Here is a 12,937-nt window from a genome sequence, read left to right as displayed (position 1 = left end):
AGTTTCAGTTTTGTTGTAGTTTTAAATACACTCCATTCGTCCAACCAAATCCATCCTGATTAGGATATTCCCCGCCTCCTGCTATTGTTTCTGTATCTAATGCATTGTATTTTTCCATCAGTTTTCCGGTGTTCTTATACACTCTCTCCACATTCGAACACCAATTGTTTTTTATCTGCTCTGCCATTTCATTAAAACCATAATTTTTCATTGCTTTAAAGCCTAGCCATTGATAAGGTGCCCATGCATTGGGTAAATCCCATTGCTGCCCTGTTTCTTTTGTGGTAGTCACCAATCCTCCCGGATATAAAAATTTTTCAGAAATGGTTTCAACCACTGCTTGTGCTTGCTCCAGATCTGCAATTCCCAGATATAAAGGGTAAAGAGCAGCAATATGTTCAGACGGTGTTTTTGTGTTTTTTTTAATATGATAATCTCTGTAAATCTTCGTCTTTTCATCCCAGAAGTATTTATTGATCATATGTCTTCGCTTTGCTGCTCTTTCAGTAAAATAATTTTCTTTGTCTTTCAGGTGCTGAAGCGCTGATGATTTTGCCAATGTCGTCTCCAAATGCCATAAAAGACAGTTTAAATCTACCTCAGCAAGATTCAGTGTTTCAATCGTCTGAATATGTTCTCCGTCTGCAAACCATCGGCTGGAAAAATCCCAGCCAGACTCACAGCCACTTCTTATATTTCTGTAAAATTCGTCTCCTGACGCATTCTTTTGATCTTCAATATCGATTAGATAACTTTCAGGACGCGGTTCATTCTCTGCATCATAATATCTGTTCAGGATATCTCCATCCTGGGTTTTCACTACTCTTTTTAATCCCGAACCACTTTTTGTCTCTTCTTCTCCGTTCATCCAGAAAGCATATTCCTTCTCTAAAGTATCGTGATATTTAATATAAATCGTTTCATCATTCGTAGTCTCTACCAGAAGTTCCAGCATTAATGAAAAATACGGTGGCTGTGAACGGCTTAAAAAATGAGTTCTGCTCGCATTAGGAACAAAGCCCACATTTTGAATAAGGTAAGAACAGTTTTCCACAATATTTTCCATCATTTCCACCCTTCCGGACACCTGCAGTCCAAGCATAATAAAATAACTGTCCCAATAAAAAAACTCATTGAAACGTCCTCCCGGAACTATATACGGTTTTGGTAATTTTAAAAGAGTTCCTTTTTCTTCATACGCTGTACGGGTTAATACGTCCCAAAGCTTTTCTATATGCTGTCCGATTGGAAGGTGATCTTCTTTCTGAACAGACACTTTAGCTCCTAAAAAATCAAAATGTGCCATCACAAAACTTTTCAGATCAAAACCTTCAACATCTTTCTCCTGCTCATATTTTGCATTGATCTCTGCTATCGGAAATAAAGGAATAGCATCGGTCATCATTTTTTGATCTTCAAAAACTTTTGATTTCTGTACTGCATCAAAAAGCACCTGGATTTCTTTGATATAAAGCTGATTACTCATGGTTATTTTTTAGGATTAATTTTTAATTTATTCATAAATATTGCTGAGGTGATCAACAATGAAAGAGGAATTAGAGATAGATAAAATGCTTGCTGTCCACTGAATTCCTGAAATACAAAACCTGTAATAATAGAACCTATTGTTCCTCCAATCGCAGAGAAAACCACGATCAGTCCAGACATTGCACTGTGCAAGTATTTAGGAATAGAAGCAAGAATCACCGAGTTGATGCTTGGATAAATCGGAGCCAGTAAACCGCCCATTAATGGAAATAAATACACAACAAGTGGCGCATTCAACCAGTTGGTATCGGAATCAATATGAATATCATGAGTCAATGGAAGTACCAACAATAAACTTGCTGCAAAACCAATCACACAGAATGATACCACATAAATCCAACTTATTTTTCTGGAAAAGAAACCAGATAAAAATCTTCCCAATGCAAAAGCTCCTGCCAAAACAGCTCCTGCCTGAATACTCATAGACGTTGGAACTTTTAAAATTTCTTTATAAAATGTAGGTGTCCATGTCTGGAAACTTTGCTCTACCAATACAAAAAGGAATGCACACAATAAAAAGCACAATACTTTTTTATAACTGAATAAACTTGCACTGTTTTTTAAATCACCTAATAGATCGGTTTTCTCACTTTTCGCCTCTTTTTCATTCAGTTTTGAAAAGAATAAGAACATAAAAGACAATGAGGAAAGAGCTCCCAGAACCCAATATACATTCAGCCAATGGGTAGATTTCGGATTGTGATCGTCAATATATAAACTGAACAAAAGGTTTCCTGCCAATACACCGATCATAAAAAATCCTTCCAGAAATCCCATGAAGCTTGAATGCTCTTTATCTGTTTCTGTTACCAAGCCAATGGAAGTAAAAACAGAAATTTTAATCAATGCAAATGAGACCCCTACAATAGCAAACAATAATTTAAAGACCCAAAAATCATTGGTAAACGGCATCACAAAACACATTCCGCTCACCAAAAATAATGCAATTAGCATTGACTTTTTGATTCCGATCTTAGGAAGAAATGAAGCAAGAATGAAAGAACATATCGCAATCGGAAGATCTTTAAATCCTTCCAATACGCTGGCAGATGATTTCGAAATTCCAAAGTTCTGCTGTACCTGCAAAATAACAGTTCCCACAGAATTCAGAAGAATTGCGAAAACAAAATAGTTCAAAAACAGAACCGCCTTGATGTTGAAGTTTTTCATTCAGGTTATTTCTTTGCGGCTAAGATAGAAGCATTTCTGTTCACAATAATTTAACACAATAAATCAATATTTGAACAATATTAATATAATTAGTATTTTTAGTGATTAAATATGATTAATTAAATGAAAGTTACTTTTGAAAGAGTAATTCCCAATGAGAAAAGCTCGTTTCGGACAATTCATAATAACTCTCCTATTTCGGAATTCAAATGGGAATACCATTATCATCCCGAAATTGAATTGGTATGTGTTATTTCCGGGAGCGGAACCCGCCACGTTGGGTATCATAAAAGCAATTATACTCATGGTGATCTCGTTTTAATAGGTTCCAATATTCCGCATTCTGGATTTGGTCTAAACTCTATTGATCCGCATGAAGAAATTGTCCTTCAGTTTAAGGAAGAAATTCTTCAGTTTCCTCAACAGGAAGTAGAAGCCAGGTCTATCCAAAATTTGTTGGAACTTTCAAAGTATGGAATTCACTTCCACCATAAAGTAAAAAAAGCTCTGCTTCCGAAATTAAGGCTCATGCTGGAATCAGAAGGTTATAAAAGATATTTACTACTGCTGGAAATTCTTTTTGAACTGTCAAAATGCAAAGACTATGACCTTTTGAATAAGGAAATCATGCCCTACACCATAATCTCAAAAAATAAAACGCGTCTTGAAAATATTTTCACATATGTAGAACATCATTATGACAAGGAAATTAATATTGAAGATGTTGCAAAGTTGGCCAATCTTACCTTACCTGCCTTTTGTAATTTTTTTAAAAAAGCAACCCAGATCACCTTTACAGAATTTGTAAACCGATATCGTATCAATAAAGCTTGTCTGCTGATGGCTCAGGATAGATCTATTTCAGAATGCAGTTACCATTGTGGGTTTAATAATGTAACGTATTTTAACAGGATGTTTAAAAAGTATACAGGGAAGACTCCTTCGGAATTTATTAAAGATTACGCACATAATAAGGTGAGCGTTTAGAAAGGTGGCGAATCAGTTCAGTGTAAAGCACTCTGCTTAGATTCCTACGAATTTCACAGATGTTTGTGTCATAAAATCATAATGAAACTAAACACCATCAAAAATATCTTCGTAATCTGGGAAATCTGTAGGAAATAAAAAAAGCTGTCCTAAAAAGAACAGCCTATATTATTATTATAACCAGTAAGAACCAGAATTACTTCCACTTGATATTGCATCCCATACTTGGTCTCTGAATTTCTTCCTGAGGTTCTCCAGCTAAAAGATTTTCAAAAGCAATAATCAAATCCTCTCCGGTAACATCTTTATTATTCCCAGGTCTTGAATCATCCATCTGACCTCTGTATACAAGATCCAATTTATCATCAAAGAAGTAGAAATCAGGGGTACAAGCCGCATCATAAGCTTTTGCGATCGCCTGGCTTTCATCAAATAAATAAGGAAAATCAAATCTTCTTTCAATCTGGAATTCGATCATTTTTTCAGGAGAATCATCCGGATATTTTTCAATATCGTTAGCATTGATCGCGATGAATTCAATTCCTTTTTCATTATAGTCTTCATATAACTCATTGATCTTATCAATCACATGAAGAACAAACGGACAGTGGTTGCACATAAAGATCACCAGTGTTCCTTTTTCTCCTTTCAGTTCTTCTAAAGACTGAAGTTCATTCGTTTTTGACGGGTTTGGAAGCTCAAAAAACGGAGCTTTTGTACCTAATGCCAACATATTGGAGGGAGTATTCATATCCTTTTTCTTTAGTTTCACAAAGATAGAAATTTCTTTCGTTATTCGGTAAGGAAGATAAGAGCGGAAGATGGAAGTCTATTCTTCCCAATATACTTATCGAATAAAGCTATATACTTTATTAATTTTTACAATAATTTCAAAATTATAGACTTAAACTACTTCCAGCACCCATTCTTCCAGCTTCCTGCAAAATTTCACAACCTTCTTTTTTCATGAAAATGAAAATAACGTTTGGAAGATATCTTCAAAAGTTTGTAGTTTTGCTAACACTGTTAAGAAAAGAATATCATGGGCCTACATGAACGTCGTCAAAGAGAAAAAGAATCCATCCGTGCAAGTATTTTGCAGGCGGCATTCACTTTGGCTAAATCTGAGGGCTGGGCATCACTTTCCATGCGTAAAATAGCAGACGCTATTGAATACAGCGCACCGGTGGTGTATGATTATTTCGAAAATAAGGATGCTATTCTATTTGAAATTTCATTAGATGGCTTCCATAAATTACATATAGAATTATTAAAAGCACAACAACAATATGACACTCCTGAAGAGCAGTTGGTGGCTGTTGTAGATGCTTACTGGAGCTTTGCTTTTAATAATAAAGAATATTACCAACTGATGTTTGGTCTGGGAATGCAATGTTGTGGAAAAGGACAGATGAAAAAAGAGTTTTCGTCATTTCAGGAGTTAATTTACGAATGTACTTACAACATTATTGAGAAAAACGGATCCAATACAGATAATGCATGTCACATGTCTCACGCTCTATTTTCAGCGGTGCATGGAATGATTTCTATCATGATGATGCGTACAGGTGATATCCCTTCTACAATGAATAAATCGACTTTGGATGAAACGGTTTCATCTTTTATTAAGTCTTTATAATATATTTTTTTGAACTAAAATTAACACCGTTAGGAAATTTAACACTGAATTAATATCATTCAACTGTAGATTCCTGATTAAAAACAAAAACTATTTATGCAAAACTCTACTTCATTGATTGTTTAAAGGTACTTATTTTTTCTTTTAAAATTAACACCGTTAGCAAAATTAACATAATTTACACCTCACATCTTCATATACTTAAATACATTAAAAAATTCAATTATGGAAACAATCGATCTGATCGGACATTAAAAATTCTGTAATTTTTTTTGAACTAACGATTAACACTGTTAGGAAAAAAAACAGCATTTATTAAAAAGAAACATTACTTCAATCTAACACTTCATTAAAAAAATTAAATTAACAATGAACATACCTGGAAAAACAAGGTTTATTGTACTTATTTCAAGTATAATTCTTTTACAGAGCTGCACCAAAGCTGCAGAAGGATCTAATACTGCACCGCCAGCTCCTGAACTTCCGGTTTATACCGTTATTACTTCTCCTGCTACCACATATCAGGAATTTCCAACTGCTTTAGAAGGAAAAAACAATGTGGAAATCAGATCTCAGGTGGATGGATATCTTGATAGAATTTATGTAGAGGAAGGCGCTTACGTAAGAGCAGGACAGCCTTTATTTAAAATAGATTCAAGAAGCTATGGTGAACAAATGAATATGGCTCAGGCCAATCTTCAGGCTGCAAATGCCAATATACAAAAGGCCAAAGTAGAAGTTGACAGACTTCAGCCTTTGGTAGCTGCAAAAGTAGTTTCTGATGTACAGCTTAAAACAGCAAAAGCCAACTATGAAGCTGCTGTTGCAGCCGCATCACAAGCCAGAGCTTCTGTAGGAAGTGCCAGAATCAATGTAGGCTTTACCACCATTACAGCACCAGTAAGCGGATATATAGGAAGAATCCCTTTCAAAAAAGGAAGTCTGATCTCAAGAACAGATCCTAATCCATTGACTTTATTATCAGACATCAGCGAGATTTATGCTTATTTCTCTTTAAGTGAACTTGATTTTATTGCTTTCCAGAATAAATATCCTGGTGCTTCTTTAGAAGAAAAGCTTAAAAATATGCCAATGGTAGATTTAGTTATCGCTGACAACAGTACTTATCCTGAAAAAGGAAGACTGAGTATTGTAGATGGCCAATTTGACAAAACAACCGGAGCGATTAGTGTACGTGCAGTTTTCCCTAATACCAACGGTACATTGAGAACCGGAAATACAGGAAGAGTTCGCATGCCACAGCTGATTTCAAACGCGGTGGTTATTCCACAAGAATCTACTTTCGAGATTCAGGACAAAACCTATGTCTATGTAATGGATAAGGATAAGAAAGTAACCGGAAAACCTATCAAAATTTCTGGAAAAACAGACAGTTATTACTTTATCTCTGAAGGTCTTTCACCAGGAGAAAAAATCGTCTATACCGGAATCGGAAACCTGAAAGATGGTGCTTCTATCAGACCTAAAGCTATTTCTTCAGACAGTTTATTGAGAGCAAAACCTTTGTAAATATTCTGAATGCAGAAGACTTAAAAAAATAAACTTCTTATGTTAAAACAATTTATAGAAAGACCGGTACTTTCAACGGTCATCTCCATAATACTCTTATTATTGGGAGCCTTGTCTCTCTTTAATTTGCCTATTGCTCTCTTTCCTGATATTGCCCCGCCAAGTGTTCAGGTAACGGCTTTCTATCCGGGAGCAAATGCTGAAGTAGTAGCACGTTCTGTAGCAACTCCTATTGAGGAAGCTGTAAACGGGGTTGAAAACATGACCTACATGACTTCCAACTCCAGTAATGACGGAACTATGACTCTAAGCGTTTTCTTTAAGCAGGGATCTGATCCTGATAATGCTGCAGTAAACGTTCAAAACCGTGTATCAAAAGCGATGAGCCAGCTTCCTCAGGAAGTAGTACAAGCCGGAATTTCAACACAGAAAGTTCAGAACAGTATGATTATGTTCATGGGATTATCCAGCGATGATCCAAAACAATATGATGAACTTTTCTTACAGAATTACCTTAAAATTAACGTGATTCCTCAAATTCAGCGTATTCCAGGAGTTGCCCAGGCTCAGGTTTTCGGAACAAGAGATTATTCCATGAGAATCTGGCTAAAACCAGATCGTTTGGCTGCCAACAATCTTTCTCCACAGGAAGTTCTGAATGCTATCAAAGATCACAACCTTGAAGCAGCTCCAGGGCGGCTTGGCCAGGGAAGTAAGGAAACTTATGAATATATCCTTAAATATAAAGGAAAGCTGAACAAAGGCGAAGATTATGAAAGTATCGCCATCAAAGCGAATAGTGACGGATCATTCTTAAGATTAAAAGATGTTGCAAGAGTAGAATTCGGTTCTTATACGTATACAGCAACAAACAGAGTAGACGGAAAACCGGTTGCAGGATTTGCTATTCTACAGACAGCCGGATCCAACGCTAATGAGATCCTGACTGAGATTGAAAAACAGGTAGATCAGTTCAGTACTACTCTACCTAAAGGAGTGAAGCCAATTATCATGTATAATTCCAAGGATTTCCTTGATGCTTCAATCCACCAGGTAGTGGAAACATTAGTGATTGCATTTATTCTTGTATTTATTGTAGTATTTATTTTCCTTCAGGATTTCAGATCGACCTTAATTCCGGCTATTGCAGTGCCTGTAGCTATTATTGGTACTTTCTTTTTCCTGCAATTGTTTGGTTTTAGTATCAACATGCTTACTTTATTTGCATTGGTACTGGCCATCGGTATTGTAGTGGATGATGCTATTGTGGTGGTAGAAGCTGTCCATTCTAAAATGGAACAAACAGGAATGCCTGTAGAACATGCCACCATGAATTCCATGAGTGAGATCTCAGGAGCGATTATCTCCATTACATTGGTGATGTGTGCTGTATTTATTCCGGTTGGATTTATGCAGGGACCTGCGGGAGTTTTCTACAGACAGTTTGCCTTTACATTAGCAATTGCGATCATGATTTCTGCAGTAAATGCATTAACATTAAGTCCTGCATTATGTGCACTTTTCCTGAACGATCCTCAGGGAGAACATGGCGAACATGGTCATAAAAAAGGTTTTGGAGCTAGATTTTTCAATGCATTTAATGCCAGCTTCAACAACATGACCAAAAAATATATCTACAGTCTCAAATTTTTAATCAAAAACAAATGGGTAGCCATTGGAGGTCTTGTTGTGATTACGGCAGCCAGTGTTTTTATGATTAAAAAAGCGCCTTCAGGATTTATTCCAACAGAAGACCAGGGATTCGTATTATATGCTGTGAATACTCCTCCGGGAAGTTCACTGGAAAGAACGCATAATGCTACGGCACAGATTGACAAAATTATCAACGGAGAAAAAGCCACCAATCACCTTTGGGTAGCCGATGGGATGAACTTTATTAGTAATGCTAATGCTTCTCCTTATTCTGCAGGTTTCATTAAACTTAAAGATTATGATAAGCGTGGAAACATGAAAGATCCTGATCAGATTGCCGCTGCATTAACAGGGAAAGTAAGCCAGGTAAAAGATGCCAATGCATTCTTCTTTAACTTCCCTACGATTCAGGGATTTGGTAACGTTTCAGGTTTTGAATTTATGTTGCAGGACAAAACCAATGGTTCTTTTGAACAATTGGGAACAACTACTCAACAATTCATTGGTGAATTGATGAAACGTCCGGAAATTGCATTTGCTTTTACTACTTATGCAGCCGGAAACCCACAATATACTATTAATGTAGACACAGATAAAGCCAATCAGCTAGGAGTCTCAGTAACTGAATTAATGCAAACCATGCAGATTTATTACGGAAGTAGCTTCGTTTCGGATTTCAACAGATTCGGAAAATACTACCGAGTAATGGCTCAGGCAGATATTCCTTATCGTACAGATATCAACTCTTTGGAAGGAATCTATGTGAAAAATAAATCAGGAGAAATGGTTCCTGCTAAAACTTTGGTAACCTTGAAAAGAACTTTCGGGCCAGAAACCGTAACTAGAAATAACCTTTTCAATGCTGTAACCATCAATGGTACTCCAAAACCTGGATACAGTACAGGAGATGCCATCAAAGCTGTTGAAGAAGTAGCTAAACAATCACTTCCAAGAGGATATGGTTATGAATGGACGGGAATCACTCGTGAAGAGATCAAAACCGGAGGACAAACTACCTTCATTTTCCTTCTGAGCATCTTATTTGTGTATTTCCTGCTATCCGCTCAATATGAAAGTTATATTCTTCCATTTGCTATTATTTTAACCATTCCAACAGGAATATTCGGGGTATTTGCTTTTACAGGATTAGCTGGGATTGATAACAATATTTATGTACAGGTAGGATTAATTATGCTGGTCGGGTTATTGGCCAAAAATGCCATCCTGATCGTGGAATTTGCAGTACAGAGAAGAAAAGCAGGAAGATCATTGATTGAATCAGCTCTTCAGGCTTCAAGATTACGTCTAAGACCGATCCTGATGACTTCTTTTGCCTTCATTGTTGGGATGCTTCCATTGGTTTGGACACAGGGAGCCTCTGCAAAAGGAAACCATTCTATCGGTTACAGTACAGTAGGAGGAATGCTGACAGGAGTTGTATTTGGAATATTCATTATTCCGGTGATGTATGTGGTTTTCCAATACCTGCACGAAAAAATGCCAAGTAAAAAGAAGAAAAGACTTCTGAAAAAACAAATGGAAGAAGAGCTTTTAGCTACCACCAATTAATTACGTCTGTGGTAAAATAAAATTATATAAACTATTGAGGAATACAATAGCTTTCAGCACCGAGCCATTTTAAGGTGAGAAAAGCTGAACATAGGAAATACGTATACGTTTTGAAAACTCTTGACTTTCCATATCAATACCATCATAAACATTCGTGTCATTCTATAATCATAAGTATTCCTCAAAGTTTCTAAGTTTAATAAACAAAACTATGAAAAGACTAAAAAATATTATATTAACATTCGCCATAGCTTTAGGATCTGTTTCCTGTGTGTCAAAATTGGCATACACGGAACCGGATCTACCGATTCCGGAAAAGTTTCAATACACAGCTACTGCGGATACAGCCAGTATTGCCAACCTGGAATGGAAACAATTTTTCAATGACCCTATTTTGCAGGGATTGATTGAAAAAGGAATTAAAAACAATTATGATCTTCAAATTGCTTTAAAACAGGTAGCCTCTTCACAGGAAAAACTGAAACAGGCAAAGTATATGCAATATCCTGATGTTGGTTTTGGAGTGTCAGCACAAATTTCAAAGCCATCCAAAAACAGCATGAATGGGCAAAGTCTCAATCTATTTTTAGGTTCAAGCCATGTTGAAGATTATAATGCTGCGTTCAATTTATCATGGGAAGCTGATATCTGGGGAAAAATTAAAAATCAACAGGAAGTTTCAAGAATGCAGTACCTTCAGACTTATGAAGGCTCAAAAGCTATTCAAACACAGGTTGTAGCTGCCATTGCTCAAGGATATTACAATCTTTTGATGCTGGATAAACAATTAGCCATTGCCAAATCTAATCTGGAGTTGAGCAGCAATACCCTGATGATTACACAAAAGATGTGGGAAAGTGGCGATACGACTTCTTTAGGAGTACAGCAAGCAAGTGCTCAGAAACAAGCCACTGAACTTTTGATCTCGCAATTGGAACAGAATATTGCTATTCAGGAAAATGCTTTGAGTATTTTAGTTGGTGAAACTCCTAATAAAGTCAACAGAACGCTGGAAATGTCTGATACTTCCCTGCCGCAGAATATCATGGCAGGTCTTCCGGCAGCTATGGTAAGCCGCAGACCGGATGTCCGTCAACAAGAATTGGTTTTATTGGAATCTAATGCAATGGTAGGAATTGCCCAAGCCAATATGTATCCTTCATTAAAAATTACAGCTAATGGCGGAGTAAATTCATTCAAATTTGATAACTGGTTTCAAATTCCTGCATCATTATTTGGATCTGTTTTAGGCGGAATTACTCAACCTATTTTTCAGAAAAGACAATTGAAGACGGATTTTGAGGTCGCTAAAATTCAAAGAGAAAAAAATGTACTGGCATTCCGTCAATCTGTATTGAATGCCGTAGGTGAAGTTTCGGATGCTTTGGTTTCCAATGAAAACTTAAAAGTTCAGGAACAAAAAGCAGCCGAGCAATCTACCACCTTAAAAGATGGAATTAAAAGTGCACAACTTCTTTACAGAGGAGGTTCGGCCAATTATCTTGAAGTGATTACCGCACAAGGAAATTCTCTTCAGGCTGAGTTGAATCTTGCTTCCATTAAAAGACAGAGATTAAGCAGCATTGTAGATTTATACAGAGCGCTGGGCGGCGGTTGGAAGTAGTAAATTTAATTATATTGTTTTATAATGCGATTCTTTATGGATCGCATTTTTTTATTGTTATCCTGTAGTAAATCAACATAAAAAAGTGCTTTAGATTACCTTGGAGCGTCTAATTATTTGCGTTGTCATTCTGAACGGAACAACATGGAGTAAAGAATCTCAACTTATATTTTCAAATGAAAAATAAATATCTAGAGTATGTAAATTGAAAAAATTATTTCTGGAACTGCCCGGTTATCCAAAGCAGCAAATCTTCATAATCCTGTTGAGAATATCCCAACTGCAAATAATGAATATCTTCAGCCTTTCTATACCAAGTCAATTGTCGTTTAGCGTATCGGCGGCTGTTCTTTTTAATTTCAGAAATGGCAAAATCCAAATCCCATTCACCATCGAAATATTTGAATAGTTCAGCATAACCAACAGTATTCAAAGCGGTAAGCTCTTTAAATCTTTCCAATCCTTTTACCTCATCCAAAAGACCTTTTTCCATCATTATATCAACCCTGCGATTGATCCTGTCATACAATTCTTCTCTGGGAGCTTCAATTCCGATTCTTATCACATTAAAATCTCTGGAATCCTGAGAAACAGCAATTTGTTCAGAGTATTTTTTATGGGTTTGCCAGATAACATCAATAGCACGTAAAAGTCTTCGATGATTGTGAATATCCACCACTTCAAAATATTCGGGATCCAATTCCTTTAAAATTTCCTGAAGTCTTTCTATTCCATCCTCTTCCATGATATTCTGAAGCTTTTCCTGATTTTCAATATCTGCTTCAGGAAGGTCATTCAATCCTTCAATGACAGCTTTTTCGTACATCATACTTCCCCCTACAAGAATAACGGTGTTATGATTTTTAAAAAGTTCATTGAGTTTTTTCAGGGCATCTTCTTCATATTGCCCTATAGAATAATATTCTTCTACCGAAAGGTTTCCGATAAAATGATGAAGTGCTTCAGCTAATTCTTCTTCCGAGGGTGCTGCTGTTCCTATTTTCATTTCCTTGAAAAACTGTCTGGAATCACAGGAAATAATTTCAGTATTGAAATGTTTTGCCAGATCAATGGCTAGTTTTGTCTTCCCTATTCCGGTGGGGCCTACTACAGAAATCAGATTTTTCATCGGTGCACATTCATTATTTTATCAGCAAAATAGAATCTTTTACAGATTTCACTGTGCTAATTTAAATGTTTATCTTTGTAGAACAATA

At 36.3% G+C, this 12,937-nt stretch carries 9 protein-coding genes; 5 read left to right on the top strand and 4 right to left on the bottom strand.

From position 1 onward, the window contains the following. Positions 1 to 4: 4 nt before the first annotated feature. On the bottom strand, positions 5 to 1,486 hold the full coding sequence (locus GTR01_RS01960; RefSeq protein WP_160136191.1) for a trehalase family glycosidase: 1,482 nt from the start codon (positions 1,484 to 1,486) through the stop codon (positions 5 to 7). A gap of 2 nt (positions 1,487 to 1,488) precedes the next feature. After that, positions 1,489 to 2,718, bottom strand: coding sequence for an MFS transporter (locus GTR01_RS01955; protein WP_160136190.1), 1,230 nt, complete (start codon positions 2,716 to 2,718; stop codon positions 1,489 to 1,491). A 123-nt stretch (positions 2,719 to 2,841) separates the two neighbouring features. Between GTR01_RS01955 and GTR01_RS01950 the strand changes: the two genes are divergently transcribed. Then, positions 2,842 to 3,705 carry an AraC family transcriptional regulator gene (locus GTR01_RS01950; protein ID WP_160136189.1) on the top strand — a complete coding sequence of 288 codons (864 nt, stop codon included), beginning with the start codon at positions 2,842 to 2,844 and terminating at the stop codon, positions 3,703 to 3,705. Between the two features lie 196 nt (positions 3,706 to 3,901). On the opposite strand, the gene GTR01_RS01945 is transcribed toward GTR01_RS01950, so the two are convergent. Next, positions 3,902 to 4,456: a thioredoxin family protein gene (locus GTR01_RS01945; protein WP_129055869.1), complete on the bottom strand. Its 555-nt coding sequence runs from the start codon at positions 4,454 to 4,456 to the stop codon at positions 3,902 to 3,904. 291 nt (positions 4,457 to 4,747) lie between these two features. On the opposite strand from GTR01_RS01945, the gene GTR01_RS01940 reads away from it, so the two are divergent. The 4 genes from GTR01_RS01940 to GTR01_RS01925 all read left to right on the top strand — a co-directional run bounded on the left by GTR01_RS01940 (position 4,748) and on the right by GTR01_RS01925 (position 11,720). After that, positions 4,748 to 5,344 carry a TetR/AcrR family transcriptional regulator gene (locus GTR01_RS01940; protein ID WP_068944580.1) on the top strand — a complete coding sequence of 199 codons (597 nt, stop codon included), beginning with the start codon at positions 4,748 to 4,750 and terminating at the stop codon, positions 5,342 to 5,344. Positions 5,345 to 5,713: 369 nt separating this feature from the next. Further along, a complete protein-coding gene (locus GTR01_RS01935; RefSeq protein ID WP_160136188.1) occupies positions 5,714 to 6,874 on the top strand; it encodes an efflux RND transporter periplasmic adaptor subunit in 1,161 nt (386 codons plus the stop codon). A gap of 39 nt (positions 6,875 to 6,913) precedes the next feature. Beyond that, complete coding sequence (locus GTR01_RS01930) at positions 6,914 to 10,096, top strand: efflux RND transporter permease subunit (RefSeq protein WP_160136187.1); 3,183 nt, start codon at positions 6,914 to 6,916, stop codon at positions 10,094 to 10,096. Positions 10,097 to 10,307: 211 nt separating this feature from the next. Then, positions 10,308 to 11,720, top strand: coding sequence for an efflux transporter outer membrane subunit (locus tag GTR01_RS01925; RefSeq protein WP_160136186.1), 1,413 nt, complete (start codon positions 10,308 to 10,310; stop codon positions 11,718 to 11,720). A gap of 214 nt (positions 11,721 to 11,934) precedes the next feature. Here the strand turns inward: GTR01_RS01925 and miaA are convergent, their stop codons facing one another. After that, a complete protein-coding gene (miaA, locus tag GTR01_RS01920; RefSeq protein ID WP_160136185.1) occupies positions 11,935 to 12,849 on the bottom strand; it encodes a tRNA (adenosine(37)-N6)-dimethylallyltransferase MiaA in 915 nt (304 codons plus the stop codon). Positions 12,850 to 12,937 lie beyond the last annotated feature (88 nt).

The sequence above is a fragment of the Chryseobacterium sp. c4a genome (assembly GCF_009900745.1).
Taxonomy (GTDB): Bacteria; Bacteroidota; Bacteroidia; order Flavobacteriales; family Weeksellaceae; genus Chryseobacterium.
This window is presented reverse-complemented; position numbering and strand designations above follow the sequence as displayed.

Bases quoted from the DNA above. Each gene is read 5' to 3' on its own strand.
- GTR01_RS01960 (WP_160136191.1), bottom strand. From the start codon at position 1,486: ATGAGTAATCAGCTTTATATCAAAGAAATCCAGGTGCTTTTTGATGCA.
- GTR01_RS01955 (WP_160136190.1), bottom strand. From the start codon at position 2,718: ATGAAAAACTTCAACATCAAGGCGGTTCTGTTTTTGAACTATTTTGTT.
- GTR01_RS01950 (WP_160136189.1), top strand. From the start codon at position 2,842: ATGAAAGTTACTTTTGAAAGAGTAATTCCCAATGAGAAAAGCTCGTTT.
- GTR01_RS01945 (WP_129055869.1), bottom strand. From the start codon at position 4,456: ATGAATACTCCCTCCAATATGTTGGCATTAGGTACAAAAGCTCCGTTT.
- GTR01_RS01940 (WP_068944580.1), top strand. From the start codon at position 4,748: ATGGGCCTACATGAACGTCGTCAAAGAGAAAAAGAATCCATCCGTGCA.
- GTR01_RS01935 (WP_160136188.1), top strand. From the start codon at position 5,714: ATGAACATACCTGGAAAAACAAGGTTTATTGTACTTATTTCAAGTATA.
- GTR01_RS01930 (WP_160136187.1), top strand. From the start codon at position 6,914: ATGTTAAAACAATTTATAGAAAGACCGGTACTTTCAACGGTCATCTCC.
- GTR01_RS01925 (WP_160136186.1), top strand. From the start codon at position 10,308: ATGAAAAGACTAAAAAATATTATATTAACATTCGCCATAGCTTTAGGA.
- miaA (WP_160136185.1), bottom strand. From the start codon at position 12,849: ATGAAAAATCTGATTTCTGTAGTAGGCCCCACCGGAATAGGGAAGACA.